The organism is Streptococcus vestibularis, from assembly GCF_900636445.1.
In the GTDB taxonomy this organism is placed as follows: Bacteria; Bacillota; Bacilli; order Lactobacillales; family Streptococcaceae; genus Streptococcus; species Streptococcus vestibularis.
On sequence record NZ_LR134275.1, the window covers coordinates 431,205 to 453,421 of the forward strand.

The following is a 22,217-nucleotide window of genomic DNA, read 5'->3' on the forward strand; positions in this document are numbered from 1 at the left end:
TATGTTTAAAATCTTTAAACGTTTAACGACAAAAGAGTTAATCATGATTGTCTTAGCGGTGATTTTTGTTTGCTTGAACGTCTATCTAAACTTGAAAATTCCAGACTATATGTCTGATATTACGATACTCTTATCAACTAAGGGAACTAAGGCGTCGGATATTTTTGCCTGGAATACAGATGCCCCAGGGATGCGAATGCTTTTAATGTCATTTGCAGGCTTTATGGCTTCTGTAGTGGTTGGTTTTCTAGCTGCCAGAACAGCAGCAAGTTTTACTACTCGTCTTCGTGATGATATCTTTCATCAGGTTCTAGATTTTTCGGATGCCGAGATTAAGAAATTCTCTATTCCTAGTCTTTTGACCCGTACGACAAACGATATTACACAATTACAGATGGTACTGACCATGGGGTTACAGGTTATTACACAGGGACCTATTATGGCAATCTGGGCTATTACAAAGATTGCTGATAAAAATGGGAATTGGCTTCTTGCCTTGCTTGTGGCTGTGGCAGTAATTGCCATTCTCATGCTCTTCCTCTTGATTATGGTCATGCCTAAGCAACGTTTGATTCAAACTCTGACAGATAAACTTAATAGCGTAACGCGTGAATCTCTTACTGGGATTCGTGTGGTGCGTGCCTATAACGCTGAAAGTTATCAAGAGGATAAATTTGAAAAGGCCAATACTGATTTGACCCAAAACAATCTCTTTATCGGTCGTTCTTTTGCCTTACTGACACCGGTGATGACTGCTGTATCTAGTGGTTTGACACTGGCTATTTATTGGATTGGTGCGCATCTAATTGAAGATGTTAAGATTCCAACAGATCCAACTAAGATTGCTGGTGCCATGGAAAACAAGGTCCATCTCTTCTCAGACATGGTGGTTTACTCATCTTACGCCATGCAGGTTGTTATGGGATTCATGATGATGATTGTCGTTTTCTTCCTTCTTCCACGTGCAGTTGTAGCAGCTGGTCGTATCAATGAAGTTCTAGATACCCAATCTTCAGTCTCTTACCCTGAAAATAGTTCTGAAAAGCCTAAAGAAGTGGGTACTGTCGAATTTGATGATGTTTCCTTCCGTTATTCTGAAACTTCAGAGCCTGTTTTGGAGCATGTTAGCTTCAAAGCTAAAAAAGGTGACACGGTGGCCTTTATTGGTTCGACTGGCTCTGGTAAATCAACACTTGTCAACCTTATCCCACGTTTTTATGATGCCACACAAGGAACGATCAAGGTTGACGGTGTCGATGTGCGACATTATGACCATGAAACCTTGCATAATATAGTCGGTTATATTCCACAGAAGGCTGTGCTTTTCTCAGGTGATATCACGTCAAATATGACGATGGGAACGAGTAATAACAGTCCCCTTGATGATTCTAAGATTTGGGAAGCTCTCGAATTGGCTCAAGGAAAAGATTTTGTTGAAAATAAAGAAGGTCAACTTAAAGCAGAGGTTGCCCAAGCGGGGTCTAACTTCTCAGGTGGACAGAAACAACGTTTGGCTATTACGCGTGCCTTGGCACGTAAGCCTGAAATCTTGATTTTCGATGATTCTTTCTCAGCCTTAGACTATAAGACCGATCGTAAGTTACGTCAAGAACTGGCTGAAAAAACACAAGATTTGACCAAGTTGATTGTTGCCCAACGCATCTCTACTATTATGGATGCTGACCAAATCTTGGTTCTTGATCAAGGTAAGGTCGTTGGTCAAGGAACCCACAAGGAACTCTTGGCTAACAATGAGGTTTACCAAGAAATTGCCTATTCACAATTGTCTAAGGAGGAGTTAGAAAATGGAAAATAAGCCAAAAACATCATCCTATAAACGCTTAAAACCCTATATTAAAGGTTTCCAAATTCCGTTTGTCCTTGCGATTTTTGGAGCAATTATTTCAGCTGTCATTACAGTTATTGGACCAGATAAGCTTAAAGAAATTACCAATACTATTACTGAAGGTATCACACCTACAAAAATGGGGACGATTCCAGGCATTGATTTGGACAAGGTAGCAAGTATTGCTATGACCTTGGCTGTTTTATATGTTATTTCAGCCATTGTTGGTTACTTACAAAGTTTTACGGTTGCGACGGTTACACAACGCTTTTCACAACGTTTCCGTACAGCTATCCAAAAGAAAATCAACAGTGTCCCTCTTAATTATTTCGACAGTCATTCTCAAGGAGACACACTCTCTCGTGTGACTAATGACGTTGACCTTTTGGGACAATCGCTTAGTCAAGGTCTGGGTACTCTAATTACTTCAAGTATTCTCTTGGTAGCAGCCATTATTATGATGTTCTACTCAAATGTCACTATGGCTTTCACTGCGATTGGTTCTGTCTTGATTGGATTTGTTCTAGTAGCCTTTATCATGGGCTTCTCGCAACCACTTTTTAAACGCCAACAAGAAAATTTGGCTAACATTAATGGGTACATTGAAGAAATCTACACAGGTCAAGCAGTTGTAACGAGCTACAATGCATCTAAAGAAAGCAGTCAAGCTTTCAAGGGGCTTAATGATAAGCTCTATAAATCTATGTGGCAATCACAGTTTATCTCAGGTATTATGATGCCACTTATGATTTTCATTGGGAACTTTGGTTATGTCATGGTCTGTCTTGTGGGTGCTATCAAAGTTATTGACGGTAGCTTGACTATTGGTGATGTGGTAGCCTTCATGACCTATGTTCGTATCTTCTCACAACCTCTTTCTCAAATTGCACAAGGAATTACACAACTCCAATCATCCATTGCAGCCATTGGTCGTATCTTTGAATTTTTGGAAGAAAAAGATATGGACGACGAGTCAGCTAAGACAGCTGAGTTGACAGATACTAAAGGTCAAGTAGTCTTTGATCATGTTTCCTTTGGTTATACTCCTGAAAAGACTATTATTCATGACTTTTCAGCTCTTGCTAAGCCAGGTCAAAAGATTGCGATCGTTGGTCCAACGGGTGCTGGTAAGACGACTATTGTTAACCTGCTCATGAAATTCTATAATATTGATCAAGGCCGTATCACCATTGACGGTGTGAATACGAACGACATGAAACGTGAAACCGTTCATGATCAATTCTCTATGGTGCTTCAAGACACTTGGCTCTTTGAAGGTACTATTCGTGATAATTTGATTTACAACCAAGAGAATATTTCTGATGAGCAAGTTATTGCTGCAGCCAAGGCTGTCGGTGTTCACCACTTCATCACCACACTTCCAAAGGGGTATGATACTTATTTGGATGACTCTGTTACTTTATCAGTTGGTCAGAAACAACTTTTGACCATTGCGCGTGCCCTTCTTAAGGATGCCCCTCTTCTTATCTTGGACGAGGCAACATCATCAGTTGACACACGAACAGAAGAATTGATTCAGAAAGCTATGGACAAGCTTATGGAGGGTCGTACATCCTTTGTCATTGCCCATCGCTTATCAACCATTCGAAATGCCAACCTTATCCTTGTGATGAAAGATGGTAACATTATTGAACAGGGAAATCACGATGAGCTCATGGCAGCAGAAGGTTTCTATGCTGATCTTTATAATAGTCAGTTTACGGAAGAAGTGGCCTAGGATATTCTTAGAAAATTATAAGATTTAACAAAATTCCATAAAATGTATGGCTGTAACTCATGCGTTTTATGTTATACTGAGAAAAAACAGACAGATTAGGAGACCAAGATGCAATATCGCAAAGCAAGACAAGATGAAGTTTAAAAAGTGGCATAAGTGTGCGCAGATGCTTTTGAAGATTATCCCTGCCTTTTGATGAATGCTAGTAATTTAAAGAATCCTAAACAGTATGATGAGTTTGTCTTAGCTTTGCAGAAGATCCGTTTAGCTATAAAAATGGACTCTTGTTTGATGGATGAAGAGGATGGTCGCATTGTTGCAGCAGCTATTTTACAGCATTAGACGGAGTCTATGCTTAAGAACCTTCAGAATGGGGCGACTAAGCTTTTCCGTTTTATAAGCATTACTAGGTTGTTCAAGTATTTTAATTTCGTTGAAGAGTCTGAAAGACACCTGGAAGATTCTGCAGAGTACGACTGGTACCTGATGATGTTGACAGTGACTCCGGAAGAATGACTACAAGCAATGTGGTTATAAGGTCTTGGCTTACGAGAAACACAAATTGGACAACTGGCCTTTTGTCAAATCACTTGATGAATAGCCTTGTGCTATTTAACTTAGATAAGCAAAATGAATCTGGCTTCGGCTGGATTTTTTTTCTTAGCTTTAGAGTCCTTCTTGTCTGGCTCATTCCTTATTTTTAAGCCTAACTATGCTATAATTAGGAAACGCTATTAGAGGAGGTTTATATGTCAACTCCAAGTATCTATGGGGAATATGCTCAGTATCTCCCCAAGATTTTACAAGAAATAACAGACCCAATTATTGCGGCTAATATTACTAGCAAAAAAGAAACAGGTTTCAAACTCTATGAGCATTTCATTTCACGAATTAAAGAAAGCGATTCTATGCGTGAAAAGTGTCGTAGGAAAAATTTGCCTGAGACCAGTCGGTCTGCTCTCAAGGAAATTCGGGATAGTATTGGGATTCGAATCGTTTGTGGTTTTGTCGATGATATTTACAAAACTATTGATGTCATCAAGGCTATCCCTGACGTTTCTATCTATAACGAGAAAGATTATATTCTAAATGCTAAGCCAAATGGCTATCGCTCTTACCACCTCATTTTGCAAATGGAGACGGATTTTCCAGATGTTCTAGGCAATGATAAAGGGACCTATTTTGTTGAGGTTCAGCTTCGGACCATCGCTCAGGATTCCTGGGCCAGTTTGGAGCATCAGATGAAGTATAAACATGACATCAAGAATCCAGAAATGATTACCCGTGAGCTTAAGCGCTGTGCAGATGAATTAGCTTCATGTGATCTGACCATGCAGACTATCCGTAACTTAATTCAAGAAGGAGGGGACTAGAATGGCTTTGAAAATTTTACTAGCTGAGGATGAAGAGGCTCTTTCCCGAGTTTACAAGGCAGCCCTAGAGCATCAAGGTTATGAGGTGGATCAAGCATTCAATGGGCAAGAGGCAGTAGACCTAGCTGCACAGAATGCTTATCAAGTAATGATTATGGATATTATGATGCCCATAAAAACAGGTATCGAGGCATTGAAAGAGATTCGCTCCTCTGGGGACAGGACGCATGTCATTATGTTGACAGCTATGGCTGAAATTGATGATCGCGTGACAGGACTTGATGCTGGGGCGGATGATTACTTGACCAAGCCGATTTCCTTAAAGGAACTTTTGGCTCGTCTACGGTCGCTAGAGCGTCGTGTTAGTGAAACTTTTACCGCCAAAATTTTGACCCTTGGTTCTGTTCGCTTGGACCAAGAGGAACAAGAGTTGGTAGCTGGGAACGCTATTCGACTTTCAAGCAGAGAGACCAAGTTAATGGCCCACTTCATGCTCAATCCTGCCAAGAAATTAACCACTGATCACCTTTTTAAAACTATCTGGGATGATGAGGAAGATGTGGACGAGTCAATTGTCTGGGTCTATATTTCCTATCTGCGCCAGAAATTGCAAGCCATTCAAGCGGATATTAGTATTCTTGGTGAAAAGGGTGGCGACTTCTGCCTTCTGCAAGATTAGAAAGGAGTAGCCATGTTTAGACGTTTACGACTTCAGTTTATAATGATTACTTCTTTGGCTATCCTCTTTATCTTGATCTTTACGGTGGGAATCATCAACACTGTGAGGTCCTTTCAGACGGAGCAGGAAATTAGCAAGGTCCTCAACATACTCACAGAAAATAATGGAAGCTTCGGAAAAATCAAAAAAATTGAGACTAATCAAGGGCGCGAGATTCCATCAGATAGCTTTCGTTTTTTCAGTTTGACCTTGTCTGACGATAAGGTTGTTAGCCAGGATACCAGCCATACGTCCCTAATAAACGACGAGGAAGCGGCTAGATATGCTCTGACAGTTAGTCGCTTGACCAATAATCTTGGAACGATTAGAGAAAAAAATATCAATCTGAGTTATCAGGTTAGCAAAGTCAGCAGAGATAAAATCCTTGTAGTTTTTTTGGACACGTCTTCTTATTACAATTCTTCCCAAGCCTTGTTCAGTCTTTCTATTCTTTTATCACTGTTTGCTTTTATCTTTTTTGTAATCATTGTCAGTGCTTTGTCAGGAATTGTCATTCGCCCCTTCATTCGAAACTATGAAAAGCAACGGCGTTTTATCACTAATGCTGGTCATGAATTGAAAACCCCATTAGCTATTATTTCTGCTAATACGGAGTTACAGGAACTCATGACAGGGGAGAATGAATGGACTAAGTCAACTAATGACCAGGTGGCACGTTTGACCAATCTAGTCAATTCTCTTGTGGCTCTATCTCGTCTGGAAGAGCAGCCGGACATGGTTCTTCAAGATGTGGATTTTTCCTATATTACAGAGGATGCAGCCGAGGACTTTAAGGGACCTGTCGTCCGAGATGGCAAATCCTTCGTTATGGATATCGCCCCAGATATCCATGTAAAGGCTGAGGAGAAGTCTCTCTTTGAACTTGTAACTCTCCTTGTGGATAATGCGAACAAGTATTGTGATCCGGAAGGGACGGTTACTGTAAGACTTCGTCAGATTGGAAGAACGCGTAAAAGGGCTCGTTTAGAAGTGTCAAACACCTATAAAGAAGGTAAGGAAGTTGATTATAGTAAGTTTTTTGAGCGCTTTTATCGTATTGATGAGTCCCACAATAACAAAGAGCACAGTGGTTTTGGCATAGGTCTATCCATGGCGCAAAGCATGGTTAAATTATTTAAAGGGCGAATCTTTACCTCCTATAAAAATGACACCATCACCTTTACAGTTATCTTGTAAACATATTTTTTTAAAATATTTGACTAGGTGAAAATCCTAATTTATGATAAAATAGTAAGGATGAAGATTTAGTGTTCGCTTTGTCATAAAGAGACCATTTGTCAATCTGGAAAGAGATTTATCCTCTTCTTAATACGATGGTCATTTACGGATTAGGGATGATAAATCTGAGCCAAGAATAAAATCAGAAAAACAACATAGTTAATAGGGAGAAATCATGGTAGAACCAAAATACAAACGTGTCCTCATTAAACTTTCAGGTGAAGCTTTGGCTGGTGAGCGTGGTGTTGGGATTGATCTTCCAACCGTACAGACAATGGCTAAAGAAATAGCTGAAGTCGCAGAATCGGGTGTTCAAATTGCTTTGGTTATCGGTGGTGGTAACCTTTGGCGTGGCGAACCTGCAGCTGAAGCAGGAATGGATCGTGTTCAAGCGGACTATACGGGAATGCTTGGAACAGTTATGAATGCCCTTGTTATGGCTGACAGTTTGAAACAATTGGGTGTCGATACACGTGTTCAAACAGCGATTGATATGAAATCTGTGGCAGAGCCTTATATTCGTGGTCGTGCCCTTCGTCACCTTGAAAAAGGGCGTATCGTTATCTTTGCAGCTGGTATTGGTTCACCATACTTTTCAACAGATACAACGGCAGCTCTTCGTGCCGCTGAAATCGAAGCTGATGCCATCCTTATGGCTAAAAATGGTGTTGATGGTGTCTACAACGACGACCCTCGTAAAAACGCTGATGCTGTCAAATTTGACGAATTGACACACGTAGAAGTTATCAAACGTGGTTTGAAAATTATGGATGCCACAGCTTCTACCCTTTCAATGGATAATGACATTGACCTTGTTGTCTTTAATATGAACGAACCAGGAAATATCAAACGTGTTATTTTTGGTGAACACATTGGGACAACTGTATCTAACAAAGCAGAATTACGTAAATAAGAAGGAGAGAACTCATGACAAACGCAATTATTGAAAAAGCAAAAGAACGTTTTGCCCACTCACACGAGTCATTGGCCCGTGAATTCGGAGCTATCCGTGCAGGTCGTGCCAATGCATCACTTCTTGATCGCATCACTGTGGAATACTATGGTGCTCCAACACCACTTAACCAATTGGCTTCAATCACTGTTCCTGAAGCACGTGTTCTTTTGATTTCACCATTTGATAAAGGATCAATCGCTGATATCGAACGTGCCATTAATGAATCTGACCTTGGCATCAACCCAGCTAACGATGGCTCTGTAGTCCGCTTGGTTATCCCAGCACTTACAGAAGAAACTCGTAAAGAGTTAGCCAAAGAAGTGAAAAAAGTCGGCGAAAATGCTAAAATCGCTATCCGTAACATCCGTCGTGATGCAATGGATGAAGCTAAAAAGCAAGAAAAAGACAAAGAAATCACAGAAGATCAATTGAAAGCTTTGGAAAAAGATATCCAAAAAGCAACTGATGACGCTGTTAAGAAGATTGACAGCATGACAGCAGAAAAGGAAAAAGAACTTCTTACTGTTTAATCAATAGAAAAATAAGGAGAGTGGGACAGAAGCAAAAGAGCATGGACTATGTTAGCTTCCTTGTCCGACTCTCTTTTTAGAGGAAAAAAGATGAATACATTACTTGGAACGATCATTACTGCCCTAGTAACTGATGAAAATGATAAATTTTACTTTGTACAAAAGGACGGTGTGACTTTTGCCTTGTCTAAAGATGAGGGAGAACACGCCATTGGTGACATGGTGACAGGCTTCGCCTATACAGATAGTAAGCAAAAATCACGTCTGACTCAAAAGGAAATCAAGGCAACTCGCGATTCTTATGATTGGGGAGAGGTCACTGAAGTCCGCAAAGATTTAGGTGTCTTTGTAGACGTGGGAATTCCAGATAAGGAAATCGTTGTCTCTCTTGATGTTTTACCTGAACTCAAAGAGCTTTGGCCTAAGAAGGGGGACAAACTCTATATTAAACTAGATGTGGATAAAAAAGATCGTATTTGGGGGCTTCCTGCTGAACCTGAGGTCTTTCAACGCATAGCTGGTCCTGCTTACGATAATATGCAAAATCAAAAATGGCCAGCCATTGCCTACCGTCTTAAACTGTCAGGAACCTTTGTCTATCTGCCAGAGAATAACATGCTTGGCTTTATTCATCCATCAGAACGTTATGCTGAGCCGCGCTTGGGTCAAGTCCTTGAAGCGCGCGTGATTGGTTTCAGAGAAGTTGACCGCACCCTTAACCTTTCTCTTAAACCACGTTCTTTTGAAATGCTCGAAAATGATGCTCAGATGATTTTGACCTATTTAGAGAGCAATGGTGGCTTTATGACTCTTAATGATAAATCATCACCAGCAGATATCAAGGCGACCTTTGGTATTTCTAAAGGACAATTCAAAAAAGCTTTGGGTGGTCTGATGAAGGCAAAAAAAATCAAACAAGATCAGTTTGGAACAGAATTAATCGGTTAGGAGAAGGCATGAGAAAATCCTTTTATACTTGGCTGATGACTCAACGTAATCCAAAATCAAATGAACCAGTGGCAATCTTAGCCGATTTGGCTTTTGAAGATTCAACCTTTCCTAAGCATACCGATGATTTTGAAGAAGTTAGTCGTTACTTGGAAGATCAGGCTAGTTTCTCTTTCAATCTAGGCCAGTTTGACCAGATTTGGGAAGACTATCTAGCACATTGATAGGGATAAGGTTTTACCATAGGTGTAATCGTTTTTTACAATTTTTATAAAGCGGTTAGCATTTGAATTGGGATGAATTGTTACATGTTTTTACAAATATCTCAGATGTTTTTCAATAAATTAGGCTTGTTACAACTAGTTAGTAATTGCTTTAAAGAGCAGTAAGTCACAACTTTTTTGATGGAAAGTGTGGTATTATTGTAGATATTAAAATTGTTAAAAAGGGATGAATTATAGATGTTATCAAAATCTAAAACTACAAAGGCACTTCTTTACTCGACTGCAGCACTTTCACTTTTTGCTGCTAGCCACGTACATGCCGATGAAGCTTCTAACTGGACAGCACGTTCAGTAGATCAAATCAAGGCAGATATCTCTGTAAATGATAATCAACAAACTTACACTGTTCAATATGGTGATACTTTAGGTAGTATTGCTGAAGCGATGGGAATCGATGTGAATGTTTTGGCTAACATCAATCAAATTACAAACATTGATTTGATTTACCCTGGAACAGTCTTGACAGCAACTTACAATTCTGATAATCAAGCAGTCTCTGTTAAAGTTGAAACTCCAGCTTCAGAAACTTCTAACACATCTGTAGTAGCAGAAGCTAACTTGGCAACTAACGAAGTGACTGTAAATGGTCAATCTGTAGTAGCAGCTGATTTGTCAGCTCCAGTTGAAACTGTTAGCTCGACAGCTACTCAAGAGCCTGCTAAAGAAGAGTCAACACAAGCTGTTTCAGAAGTAACAGAGGCTATCGCATCAGCATCAGAAGCACCAGCATACGCAGAAACTGAACAACCAGTTGCTGATGCTATTGATCATGTAACTGCGTCAGCAGAAACTACTCCAGCTGCTGAAACACCAGCACAACCTGAAGTAAAAGAAGAAGCTCCAGCAGCAACGTCAGAAGCGTCTTCAGAAGCACCAGCAACTTCAGAGGCACCAGCAGAACAGCCAGTTGCAGAGCCAGCAGCAACATCAGAAGCTGCCTCAGAAGCACCAGCAGCTTCAGAGGCGCCAGCAGAACAGCCAGTGGTAGAACCAGCAGCAACATCAGAAGTAGCATCAGAAGCACCAGCGGCTTCAGAGGCACCAGCAGCACAACCTGCATCAACAAATACACTTCCAACGGATCCACACCTTCAACCACAAGCTGAAGCTTTCCGTCAAGATGTAGCAGCAAAATTTGGTCTTACTGATATCGGTGGTTACCGTGAAGGTGACCCACAAGACCATGGTAAAGGACTTGCCGTTGACGTTATGGTACCAGTTGGTTCAGAAGTTGGTAATCAGGTTGCACAATATGCTGTAGACAATATCGCAAATGCAGGTATCTCATATGTCATCTACAGACAAAAATTCTATGCACCAGTAAACAACATCTACGGACCAGCCAATACTTGGAACCAAATGCCTGATCGTGGTAGCGTTACTGAAAACCACTATGACCACGTTCACGTATCATTCAATGCATAATTAAGAATTACAAAAAGTCACGCCTGGCGTGATTTTTTTGATATAATGGAGAAAAATACGAAAGAAAGAGGAACTCTATTTGCAAGAGTATTCTGTTGAAATTACCCTAAACCACCCAGATGACGTCTTGTCGCTTTTCGGGACTAATGAACGACATTTAAAACTCATTGAAGAAAACCTAAATATTATTATCCATGCCCGAACAGAGCGTGTGCAAGTCCTTGGGGATGACGAAGAAAGTGTCGAATTGGCCCGCTTGACCATTCAAGCCCTCCTTGTTTTAGTGGAGCGTGGGATGCTAGTCAACACTTCAGATGTTGTCACGGCCTTAACCATGGCTCAAGATGGTTCGATTGATAAGTTTGTTGCTTTATATGAAGAAGAGATTATCAAGGACAACAGTGGTAAGCCTATTCGAGTTAAGACCCTAGGGCAAAAGGTTTATGTTGATAGCATTAAAAGCCATGATGTGGTCTTTGGGATTGGTCCAGCTGGTACAGGTAAAACCTTTTTAGCGGTCACTCTTGCAGTAACAGCTCTTAAACGTGGCCAGGTGAAACGTATTGTTCTAACACGTCCGGCTGTTGAGGCAGGTGAAAGTCTTGGTTTTTTGCCTGGTGATCTCAAGGAAAAGGTAGATCCTTACCTTCGTCCCGTCTATGATGCTCTTTATCAAATTCTTGGTAAAGAGCAAACGACTCGTCTTATGGAACGTGAAATTATTGAAATTGCGCCACTCGCCTATATGCGTGGTCGTACTCTTGAAGATGCCTTTGTTATCCTTGATGAAGCGCAAAACACAACCATCATGCAGATGAAGATGTTCTTAACGCGTCTTGGCTTTAATTCTAAGATGATTGTCAATGGAGATATGAGCCAGATTGACCTTCCACGTCGTGTAAAGTCAGGTCTTATTGATGCTATGGAAAAACTAAAAGGAATCAAGGCCATTGATTTTGTTCATTTCACTGCTAGTGATGTCGTCCGTCACCCAGTTGTTGCTGACATCATTAATGCTTATGAAAAAGATGCACCTAAAGTTGACTTTGAGGCGAAACCAGAGCAATCTAATGAGGTTGAAGAAGCATCAGGATTGACCGAATACCCAGTCATTGGTGTTGAGGATGTTAAAAAGTAAATAGATGAAAAGAGGTTTGAGAGTAAGTGTTTTCTACCTCTTTTTTTCTTTTCTAGTCCAGTAACAGATTTTCTCTCTATTTTTGGTAAAATAGTACTAAAGAGTAGGCTAATATGGGGGAAAGATTTTGAAAGTATCAAGAGAGCTATATTCCAGATGGTGCCTAGCAGATGGTAAAAGACGAAGCTACTTAGGCATATTCAAATGAATTGGTAAATTTGACTTAGTGGAGAGAAAATAATGATAACTTGTATAAAGATTTTCTAGTTGTTGAGAACATGAAATGTCAATTTTATTATCTTTCTTATAGGGATGGGGAACCTTTTGTTTTACTATTTGAGCATGACGAAAAGCTACCACAGACTTTTGACCCCCATACAGGAACTTTGAAACAGGATTCAACAGTCTCTGAATATAAAGCCTTAGTGATTTCTCATATTGATAAGCTTTCTAAAAAGGGAGAGGAGTATTCAAGAGTAAAAGAAGTATCTGTCCGAAGGTGTGTGGATGTTTATAAAAAATGTTGACGCAAAAACGAACTTATGAAAAGCGTCCCAATGCTATCGTTCTGATTGTTTATGCTAATGATGGACATATTGAGTCGCGTAGAACTTTTAAACGATTGACTTCAGAGGAAGTTAAAGGGCTCATAAGTGGTTATGAGTGGGATTATAAGTATGCCTTGGATCATCATAAGGACTGAGATCAATATGGAAATTATCTCATCTGGCGCTGATAAGTAAACCGACCAAGCAGTTTTTTTACTATGGAGAATAATATCCTAAAGATTTATTAAAGAAACTTACAGTCTTTATGATAATTGTCAAATACTATTTGGCCATTTATTTTAGTACAATAGGATAGTAGACCAATAAAAAAGGAGATTATTATGAACCAGCAAGAGTGGATTGAGTACTTTGAATTAGTCAACGGTCGTAAACCAACTCCGGCAGAGTTATCTCAAGCTCAAGCAACAGGCGAGTTTATCCTTGAGCGACCTAACGTTTTAAGCTCAAATGGACAAATGAGGGAGCAAAGACCGATTAAGCCAGCTGAACCTGTGATTGCTATGACGCAACAGCCTCAGTTTGCCCAAACAGTAGCAACTTTCCAACAAGTAGTTCCCCCTAAAAAAGGTATGTCTAAGAAAACTAAGATTATTTTGGCATCGTTCTTAGGATCCTTGGTAGCGATTTCACTTATCGTTGGTGGCTACTCACTATGGCGTTACCAATCAGGTAAGATTGCGGATGGAACATACGAGGTAGTAGCCTATTCTTATCGCGATGATGATAAAGACAAGATGGTTGATGGCATAAATGAATACAAGGACGAAGATTTGGATTTGCAGTCTTTTGTGGTTGTAAAGAATAATCAATCTAGAACCTACAATTTAGTAGAGGGTGACAATAAATCATATGTTAGTTTGATGGACTATGAGATAGATATTCCTCAGATATTTGATCCGTGGAATAAAACACAAAGTCAAGCTTTAAATGCGGACCAAGTCGAAGATATCACAAAAGACTTCATGAAAAAGATGAGAAAAGACTATTCGTTCTATACCAAAGAGGCAGCTGACAAAGTCGTTAAAAAAACAACAAGAGAATATAAAGATACCTTGAGGGAAAAACGTACTTATGTCAAACATGGTGATGAATACACTCTGACTACTTATGGTGAAAAAGGGAAGCTTGAGTCACGTATTACCTTTAAACGTCTAAGTAAATCTGATACAGACAAACGTTGGAATGATTATGAAGACGCTGTCAAGGATTATAAGAAAGAGCTGAAGTCTTATAGTGATCAATATGATAACTACAAGGATTACTTTGATTATGGTTATGGCTATAGTGACGACTATGGTAGCGATTCAAAATCAAGCTCTAGTGGTAGCAGTAGCAGTAAAAAGAGCGTTGATAGAATTTAACATTCATAAGTTTAATAAAGCAGTATCAGGCTTAAAGTCAGGTACTGTTTTTTCTTTTTATGAAAATGGTCAAATAGATTTTTGGCATTTTTCTGCTAAAATAGGAGTATCAATGAAAAAAGGGACTTTTATGAACGAAACAGAATGGTTAGATTATTTCGAAACAATCAATAATTGCAAACTAATCGAAGAAGAAATTCAACAATCCAAAGCGAACAGCGAATTTATAGCCTCAGAGCCTGTGGCAGAGAATAGTCAGCCACAAGTTTAGATGAGTGAGCCAGTAACTGAATAAGTGACACCAGTTGTGGCATCTAAAAAAGTCTATATTAAGACTTATAAGGAATTTCTTAAAGAGACGGTTCACTATAAGGTTAATGCCGATAAAATCAATGTCCTTACCTATGATAAAAAAGGCAAACTTTCAGAAGAAAAAGTCTTTAAAGGTCTAACAAAAGAAGAGAAAAAACTGGATTACGACTATGAGCGTGATGATAGGGACGATAAAAAACTTTCATTTCTAGGTGAATATTAAAAGATCAAAAATCAGCTAGTCTGGTTTTTTTAGTGTTTAAAACGTGCTATAATAAGATGTTATATCATCAGTGTTAGCCCATTTGTTAACACATGAAAGGAAATTAAAATGACAAAAACATTCTACATCACAACACCTATCTACTATCCATCTGGTAAATTGCATATTGGTTCTGCCTATACTACCATTGCCTGTGACGTCTTGGCACGTTACAAACGCATGATGAACTATGATGTCTTCTACCTTACTGGGCTTGATGAACACGGCCAAAAGATTCAACAAAAAGCTGAAGAAGCAGGAATCACACCACAAGAGTATGTGGATGGTATGGCTGTTGGTGTTAAGGACCTCTGGCAACTTTTGGATATCTCATACGATAAATTCATCCGTACGACTGATGATTACCATGAAAAAGTTGTTGCTCAAGTTTTCGAGCGTCTCTTGGAACAAGGGGATATCTACCTTGGTGAATACTCTGGTTGGTACTCAGTTTCAGATGAAGAATTCTTTACTGAAAGTCAGTTGGCAGAAGTTTACCGTGATGAGCAAGGCAATGTCATTGGTGGCATAGCTCCATCGGGACATGAAGTAGAGTTGGTTTCTGAAGAATCCTATTTTTTTAAACTCAGTAACTACGCAGACCGTTTGACTGCCTTCTTTAAAGAACACCCAGAATTTATCCAACCTGATGGTCGTATGAATGAAATGCTTAAAAACTTCATCGAGCCAGGCTTGGAAGACTTGGCGGTATCACGTACAACCTTCACTTGGGGAGTTAAAGTACCATCAGATCCAAAGCATGTTGTTTATGTGTGGATTGATGCCCTTATCAACTATATTACCGCCCTCGGTTATGGGCAGGATGAGCATGGTAATTTTGACCTTTTCTGGCAAAATGATGAAAACCATGAAATCATCCACATGATTGGTAAGGATATCCTTCGTTTCCACTCAATCTACTGGCCAATCATCTTGATGGCACTTGATTTACCATTACCTACACGTCTTGTTGCTCATGGTTGGTTTGTCATGAAAGACGGTAAGATGTCCAAGTCTAAAGGAAACGTCATCTATCCAGAAATGTTGGTAGAGCGCTTCGGTCTTGATCCACTTCGTTACTACCTCATGCGTAGTCTTCCAGTTGGTTCAGATGGTACCTTCACACCAGAAGACTATGTGGCTCGCATCAACTATGAGTTGGCTAATGATCTAGGAAACCTCCTCAACCGTACAGTTGCTATGATTAACAAGTATTTCGGTGGTCAAGTGCCTGTCTATGTTGAGAATGTTACAGACTTTGATGCTGATTTGGCTAAGGTTGTGGCTGAAAATATTGAAGAGTTCCACAAACAAATGAATGCTGTAGATTTCCCACGTGCCTTGGATGCCGTTTGGAACATCATTTCACGTACCAATAAGTATATTGATGAAACAGCTCCTTGGGTCCTTGCCAAAGAAGATGGTGACAAGGAACAATTGGCAGCAGTGATGGCTCACTTGGCGGCTAGCCTTCGTGTGGTAGCTCACCTCGTCCAACCATTCATGATGACCACTTCAAATGCCATCATGGAACAGCTCGGATTGCCAGTGGTATTTGACCTTGAAAATCTTGAACTTTCAGGTTTCCCAGAAAATGTTACAGTTATTCCAAAAGGAACTCCAATCTTCCCACGTCTTGACATGGACGAAGAAATTGCCTACATCCAATCTCAAATGAACGCAGGCAAACCACAAGAAAAAGAATGGAACCCCGAAGAAGTCGAACTTAAATCTGAAAAAGACCAAATCAAATTTGAAGACTTTGACAAGGTTGAAATCCGTGTTGCTGAAGTTAAAGAAGTCGAAAAAGTGGAAGGTTCAGACAAATTACTTCGCTTCCGTCTTGATGCTGGCGATGGTGAAGACCGTCAAATCCTCTCAGGTATCGCTAAATTCTATCCAAACGAACAAGAATTGGTCGGTAAGAAACTTCAAGTTGTGGCGAACCTCAAACCACGTAAGATGATGAAGAAATATGTCAGCCAAGGTATGATTCTTTCTGCTGAACATGACGGTAAACTCACTGTCTTGACAGTAGATCCATCTGTTCCAAACGGAAGTGTGATTGGGTAACAGTAATTCTGTTTTATAGTATTTCCTTAAGTGGGAGTGGGAAAACGAATTGATTTTGAATGATAAGTCTTCTGTTCCTTTCCTTATTTTGATTTCGCCGTATCCCCCTACTCACCTAAGAGTAATCAAAACAAGATATTTTTAACATTAAAACGAGTTCAGTCGAACTCGTTTTTTTATGCACTATATTTCAATAAATGTTTAATCTGTTCTACGCTTCCATCAGGTCCATAGGTATTAGGGGATCTGTCTAGTTTACTAATAGCATCAAGGTCTCCTTAGTGGTGGGGTAGTAAGCTATCTCGGATTTCTTCGATAAATGCTTGAATAATTGTAGATTGTTTTTGTTTATTGTTGGTTACAAAACCCAAAGTGTGCTTGGGACTATCCTTAAGTGGGATTAGGACAATCTGGTCCTTGATAAAACTGTTGACAATACCAAGGCCAGAAGCATAACTATCAGAGGAACATAGCAGATTCATGACACTGCCTCGGTCATTACTGTAGATAACTTGCTGGTCAGGCAGGACCTCCAGCGGATCCTCGTCGAAATGAATTCCAGAGCTTTCCTGACGAAAACGGACTTGTGGATATCCCTCTAAATCCTTGAGATTTAGAGATTTTTTCTTGGCTAAGGGATGTTGACGTCCCAAGAAAATCTTGGTTTCAAAGTCTCCAAGTGGGGTGAAAGTCAAATCCATGTGTTTGAAACTGCGCTCTAGGATGTGGACATTGTCTTCATCAAGGTAAATAATCCCCAAGTCACTTTCGAAACTCTCTACGCTCTTGAGAATCTTTCTAGTTGTTGTTTCAATTAATTGAAATTCTTGATAATCACTACGAAAGCGTTTGGCAATATGAGCCATAGGAAGTGACAAAAAATCATAGTGGTGACTGGCAATAGTGAACGATTTCTTAAAGGACTTGCGATAGCGTCCTTCTAGTAGATCCAGCTCTCCAAGGATACGTTTGGCGTATTTGAGAAAATCATGGCCATCATCAGTCAGTTTGGCTCCCGTATTGGAGCGCTCAAAGAGTAGAACTCCCAGTTCTTCCTCTAAATCACGAATGGATGCTGAAAGATTGGGTTGTGTCAAAAAGAGCTTCTTAGCAGCCTTACTAAATGAGCCTGTTTCAGAGATAGTCTGAACATAGCGACATTGTTGAAAATTCATAAGCATCCCCTTTTTAAAATATGATTGTGACCTATATTATAACAAAATGAGAAGTCTAATATCAGTAAAATCCTGATAGGAATAGATGAAGATCTGATATGAAATTTTTATAAAGTCAGGTCTTATAGGAGTACTGATGGAATGCTGTATAAAGTGTCAGTTGCTAAGACGTCTAATGGCTTCCAATTTTTTAGGTCGAATGAGGAAGAGTACTATGGTAATCAGTAGTAACCAGAGAATGAAATACCAGATACTTGTAGCTGGAGTAGCCTGTGTCGCTTGTGACAGAAGAAAACTAGTAAAAATAACCCCAAAGTGCAGAACAATAGTCCATCAGAGGCTGACAGTACGTAGGTGAATAGTGACAAAGAATATACCGATAGCCGAGGCAGAGTAGACTTGAACCAGGGTTGCGTCTAGAGGTTGGTGGGTGAGATTTTCTAGACGAGCCAATCATAAGGATGATAAGAAGACGCCTTCTAAAACATGTTTTGAAGATCTAACACCATTTTGGAAGGCGAGTTTACGGAGGAGTCCATAGAGACTACTTTTTTTAATGGAGAGGGAAAGAATATAAAGCAGTCCTGTAAATAGATCTATCAGAAGATGGACTAACCTTTTTTGATAGGTGGTATGTTTTGAGAGTGGCTATTTTAGCTGCTACTCTTCTAGAAAATAGTATTTTGTACGCAGTGTGACGTTTTGCACAAAAAGCGAGAGTGAAAGCTTTATTAGATTAACTGACTATTAATCTCGGGATACTTTGAATCTAGAGACCATTTTGGATCAACACGGTTTTGTATTTGTTGGTATTGAACTGTACCTAGGGAAATGGTGGTTCAATGTTAGTAAATAAGGATTTTGGATGGTAATTATCCAAATCTAAAAATTGTTTTATCTTGTTATTGACTAAAGGAAGTAAGTCCTTGATGAGAGTTAGGAACTAGAGGGTAAGAAACATATTGGGATGGTGTTTCAGAGACGGAATTTGACTAGGTGTTTGTGAGAGCATCTGTCTATGCTACATTGACTATTTTCAATGGTTGTATGGGATAGAGACTGTTTTTGGCTTTTAATTTCAGGGTGGATTGGGGGATTTTTCCTGAGAAATCGAGATTGTTGAAAAGAGATCAAAGGATTGAGCGTCACTTGGATCCCAAGGTAAGCAATACACCTATAAACCTAAGTTTCCATACAGCAGGGAGCAAGTTTCAGTTTAAATGGGGGAAGAATCTAGAGTAATCTAGATGTTTTTTTATTTTGTGAATTCTTTTACGAATAAGTAAGAGAGTGCACGAAGGAGAGAGTCATGTTAATTGCAAAAAATCAGGAGGGAAACCTCGTTTCAGCTCTTGAAACTGAGTTAAATCGTGAGGAAACTTATCGTTGTCCAGGCTGTCAAGGTAGAGTCCTATTGAGGCATGGCCAGGTAATGTGTCCACATTTTGCTCACAAGTCTTTGAAAGATTGTCAGTTCTTCTCAGAGAATGAATCGGCCCAACATTTATCCCTTAAGGCAGCCTTATATAAATCTTTGGTTAATCATGGTGAAAAAGTAAGTATTGAAAAGGTTTTGTCCGAGATGGGGCAAATTGCAGATTTATTTGTTGGAGATTCCTTAGCCTTGGAAGTTCAGTGTTCTCGGTTATCCCAGCAACGTTTGAGAGAGAGGACATGTGCCTATCACCAAGCAGGTTACGAAGTGCGTTGGCTTTTGGGTGAGGAACTCTGGTTGAATGGTCGTTTAACAGACTTACAGCGGGACTTTCTCTATTTTACGGCTAAGATAGGATTTCACCTGTGGGAGCTTGATTGGAAGCGAGAGGAAATTAGACTTAAGTATCTCATCTATGAGGATATTTTTGGGAAAGTCTATTATTTAACTAAGGCCTGGCCGTTAACCGAAAATCTCATGACAGTTCTACGTTTTCCTTATCAAGTAGAGAAGGGTGAGACCTATAAAGTTACTCAGCGAAAGAAGGTCTCACATGTGATTCAACGAGAATTAGTGGGGAAAAATCCAAGGTGGCTGAGAAGACAGGAAGAAGCCTATCTTAAGGGAATGAATTTGTTATGTCTATCTGATCAGGATTTTTTTCCACAAGTGAGATTTCCTGAATCTAAGCAAGGATTTGTCCAAATTAGATTATCTATTGATGGTTTTGAAAAGCTTTTCATGCAATATTATCGAAAAAGACATTTTTCTTACAAGCAAACCCTCTACCCTCCCACCTTTTATGCTAAAATAGTAAAGAATAGACACAATTAAGGAGAATATTATGTCAGATAATCGTACTCATTTAGACGAGAAATACACATGGGATTTGACGACCATTTTTGCGACAGATGCAGATTGGGAAAGTGAATATGAAAGCACTGTTCAGGATTTGAAGAAGGTTAGTGCTTATGCAGGTCATCTCTTGGATTCTGCTAAGAACTTGCTTGAGGCAACAGAACTTTATATGAGCCTTATGCGTCGTTTGGAGAAAATATACGTTTATGCGTCAATGAAAAATGACCAAGATACAACGGTAGGTCTTTACCAAGAATACCAAGCCAAAGCCTCAAACCTTTACTCACAGTTGAGTGGAGCCTTTGCTTACTTTGAGCCTGAATTTATGGCCTTGGATGCTAAGAAATTAGCTGAATTTAAAGAACAAGAGCCAGGTCTTGGGCTTTATGACCACTATTTCGAACGTCTTTTGGCAAACAAGGACCACGTTCTTTCTCAAGAAGCAGAAGAACTCTTGGCAGCAGCTGGTGATATTTTCAATGGTCCAACGGATACCTTCAACGTCTTGGATAATGCTGATATCCTCTTCCCATGGGTATCGGATGGTCAAGGGGATGTGATTGAGTTGACACATGGTAATTTTATCACCCTCATGGAATCTAAGGACCGTGACATTCGTAAGGGAGCTTATGAAGCGATGTACGGTACTTACGAGCAGTTCCAACATACCTATGCACAAACACTCCAAGGTGTTGTTAAGGTTCACAATTACCAAGCCAAAGTTCGTCACTATAATTCGGCACGTCATGCAGCACTTGCGGCTAACTTTATTCCAGAAAGTGTTTATGACTCTCTCTTGGAATCAGTGAACAAGCATTTGCCACTTTTGCACCGTTACCTTGATTTGCGTAAGAAGGTCTTGGGACTTGACGAGCTTAAGATGTATGACGTTTATACACCACTTTCTGAGACTGAAACTGCTCTTACTTATGAAGAGTCCCTCAAGAAAGCAGAAGAAGTCTTGGCAATCTTTGGCGAAGAGTATAGTAAAGGGGTTCATGCAGCCTTTACGGAACGTTGGATTGACGTTCACCCTAACAAAGGAAAACGTTCAGGGGCCTACTCAGGTGGTGCCTATGATACCAATGCTTTCATGCTTTTGAACTGGCAAGACACTTTGGACAATCTCTTTACCTTGGTTCACGAGACTGGCCACAGTTTGCATTCAACTTTTACACGTCAGACTCAACCATATGTTTACGGAGATTACCCAATTTTCTTGGCGGAAATTGCGTCTACAACCAATGAGAATATCTTGACGGAAACGCTTCTTAAAGAGGTTAAAGATGACAAGACACGTTTTGCTATTCTTAACCACTATTTGGATGGTTTCAAGGGAACTGTCTTCCGTCAAACACAATTTGCTGAGTTTGAACATGCTATTCATGAAGCAGATGCATCTGGTCAAATCTTGACAGCCGACTTCATGAATAAACTTTACGCAGACCTCAATGAGAAATACTACAACCTTAAAGCTGAAGATAACTACGAAATTCAGTTTGAGTGGGAACGTATTCCGCATTTCTACATGAATTACTATGTCTACCAATACGCTACAGGGTTTGCAGCAGCAAGCTACTTGGCTGAAAAAATTGTTCACGGTACTGAGGAGGATAAAGAAGCTTACCTTACTTACCTTAAGGCGGGAAGCTCAGATTATCCTTTGGAAGTTATCAAGAAAGCTGGTGTTGATATGACCAATACCGACTACTTGGATGCTGCCTTCAAAGTTTTTGAAGACCGTCTCGTTGAATTGGAAGCCTTGGTTGAAAAAGGTGTTCACCTTTCTTAAAAAAGTCATTATACTATATGAGAGAATCATTCTGGATAAGAGTGGTTCTTTTTACATCTAAAAAACGAACGTTTATAGCATGCAAGTCCTAATTGCTACGGAAAATTACTAATGAGCATATTTATAGCTCCTTGTTTATATTCATGATAGACTAAAAACCTAACGTTTTATGATTGATAAGTGAAC

20 protein-coding genes are annotated in these 22,217 nt (G+C 39.8%); 19 read left to right on the forward strand and 1 reads right to left on the reverse strand.

Going from position 1 to position 22,217, the window contains the following annotated elements:
- Window position 1: 1 nt before the first annotated feature.
- The 17 genes from EL076_RS02365 to metG all read left to right on the forward strand — a co-directional run bounded on the left by EL076_RS02365 (window position 2) and on the right by metG (window position 16,771).
- Window positions 2-1,816, forward strand: coding sequence for an ABC transporter ATP-binding protein (locus EL076_RS02365; protein ID WP_003095656.1), 1,815 nt, complete (start codon window positions 2-4; stop codon window positions 1,814-1,816).
- Complete coding sequence (locus tag EL076_RS02370; RefSeq protein WP_003095558.1) at window positions 1,806-3,584, forward strand: ABC transporter ATP-binding protein; 1,779 nt, start codon at window positions 1,806-1,808, stop codon at window positions 3,582-3,584. Before EL076_RS02365 ends, EL076_RS02370 begins: the two co-directional genes overlap by 11 nt.
- Window positions 3,585-3,740: 156 nt before the next feature.
- Window positions 3,741-3,926, forward strand: coding sequence for a hypothetical protein (locus EL076_RS02375; protein WP_037621567.1), 186 nt, complete (start codon window positions 3,741-3,743; stop codon window positions 3,924-3,926).
- Window positions 3,927-4,333: 407 nt separating this feature from the next.
- Entirely contained in the window at window positions 4,334-4,957 is a 624-nt protein-coding gene (locus tag EL076_RS02380) for a GTP pyrophosphokinase (RefSeq protein ID WP_003095383.1), read from the forward strand.
- Between the two features lies 1 nt (window position 4,958).
- Complete coding sequence (locus EL076_RS02385; protein ID WP_003095523.1) at window positions 4,959-5,636, forward strand: response regulator transcription factor; 678 nt, start codon at window positions 4,959-4,961, stop codon at window positions 5,634-5,636.
- A gap of 12 nt (window positions 5,637-5,648) precedes the next feature.
- The gene (locus tag EL076_RS02390; protein ID WP_126429091.1) at window positions 5,649-6,872 is read left to right on the forward strand and encodes a sensor histidine kinase; all 1,224 of its coding nucleotides are present in this window, start codon (window positions 5,649-5,651) and stop codon (window positions 6,870-6,872) included.
- A 217-nt stretch (window positions 6,873-7,089) separates the two neighbouring features.
- Window positions 7,090-7,827 carry a UMP kinase gene (gene pyrH, locus EL076_RS02395; protein ID WP_117646950.1) on the forward strand — a complete coding sequence of 246 codons (738 nt, stop codon included), beginning with the start codon at window positions 7,090-7,092 and terminating at the stop codon, window positions 7,825-7,827.
- Between the two features lie 14 nt (window positions 7,828-7,841).
- Window positions 7,842-8,399: a ribosome recycling factor gene (gene frr / locus EL076_RS02400; protein ID WP_003095421.1), complete on the forward strand. Its 558-nt coding sequence runs from the start codon at window positions 7,842-7,844 to the stop codon at window positions 8,397-8,399.
- A 90-nt stretch (window positions 8,400-8,489) separates the two neighbouring features.
- A complete protein-coding gene (cvfB, locus tag EL076_RS02405; RefSeq protein ID WP_126429093.1) occupies window positions 8,490-9,347 on the forward strand; it encodes an RNA-binding virulence regulatory protein CvfB in 858 nt (285 codons plus the stop codon).
- An 8-nt stretch (window positions 9,348-9,355) separates the two neighbouring features.
- Window positions 9,356-9,571, forward strand: coding sequence for a YozE family protein (locus EL076_RS02410; protein WP_003095562.1), 216 nt, complete (start codon window positions 9,356-9,358; stop codon window positions 9,569-9,571).
- A gap of 237 nt (window positions 9,572-9,808) precedes the next feature.
- On the forward strand, window positions 9,809-11,056 hold the full coding sequence (locus EL076_RS02415) for a LysM peptidoglycan-binding domain-containing protein (protein WP_126429095.1): 1,248 nt from the start codon (window positions 9,809-9,811) through the stop codon (window positions 11,054-11,056).
- 79 nt (window positions 11,057-11,135) lie between these two features.
- Complete coding sequence (locus tag EL076_RS02420) at window positions 11,136-12,194, forward strand: PhoH family protein (protein WP_003095658.1); 1,059 nt, start codon at window positions 11,136-11,138, stop codon at window positions 12,192-12,194.
- A 520-nt stretch (window positions 12,195-12,714) separates the two neighbouring features.
- A complete protein-coding gene (locus EL076_RS10185) occupies window positions 12,715-12,897 on the forward strand; it encodes a hypothetical protein (RefSeq protein ID WP_003097781.1) in 183 nt (60 codons plus the stop codon).
- Window positions 12,898-13,083: 186 nt separating this feature from the next.
- Complete coding sequence (locus EL076_RS02430) at window positions 13,084-14,124, forward strand: hypothetical protein (protein WP_003095655.1); 1,041 nt, start codon at window positions 13,084-13,086, stop codon at window positions 14,122-14,124.
- Window positions 14,057-14,395, forward strand: a complete 339-nt coding sequence (locus tag EL076_RS02435) for a hypothetical protein (RefSeq protein WP_128637831.1) — start codon at window positions 14,057-14,059, stop codon at window positions 14,393-14,395. The genes EL076_RS02430 and EL076_RS02435 overlap by 68 nt, the downstream gene beginning before the upstream one ends.
- Before the next feature lie 36 nt (window positions 14,396-14,431).
- Window positions 14,432-14,659 (forward strand): hypothetical protein, encoded by a 228-nt coding sequence (locus EL076_RS02440; RefSeq protein ID WP_391595579.1) that lies wholly within the window; start codon window positions 14,432-14,434, stop codon window positions 14,657-14,659.
- A gap of 108 nt (window positions 14,660-14,767) precedes the next feature.
- Window positions 14,768-16,771 (forward strand): methionine--tRNA ligase, encoded by a 2,004-nt coding sequence (gene metG / locus EL076_RS02445; protein ID WP_126429099.1) that lies wholly within the window; start codon window positions 14,768-14,770, stop codon window positions 16,769-16,771.
- Window positions 16,772-17,049: 278 nt separating this feature from the next.
- Here the strand turns inward: metG and EL076_RS02455 are convergent, their stop codons facing one another.
- The gene (locus tag EL076_RS02455) at window positions 17,050-17,946 is read right to left on the reverse strand and encodes a LysR family transcriptional regulator (RefSeq protein ID WP_003095606.1); all 897 of its coding nucleotides are present in this window, start codon (window positions 17,944-17,946) and stop codon (window positions 17,050-17,052) included.
- A 1,309-nt stretch (window positions 17,947-19,255) separates the two neighbouring features.
- Between EL076_RS02455 and EL076_RS02465 the strand changes: the two genes are divergently transcribed.
- The gene (locus tag EL076_RS02465) at window positions 19,256-20,215 is read left to right on the forward strand and encodes a competence protein CoiA (protein WP_126429102.1); all 960 of its coding nucleotides are present in this window, start codon (window positions 19,256-19,258) and stop codon (window positions 20,213-20,215) included.
- Between the two features lie 10 nt (window positions 20,216-20,225).
- Window positions 20,226-22,031, forward strand: coding sequence for an oligoendopeptidase F (gene pepF / locus EL076_RS02470; protein WP_126429104.1), 1,806 nt, complete (start codon window positions 20,226-20,228; stop codon window positions 22,029-22,031).
- Window positions 22,032-22,217 lie beyond the last annotated feature (186 nt).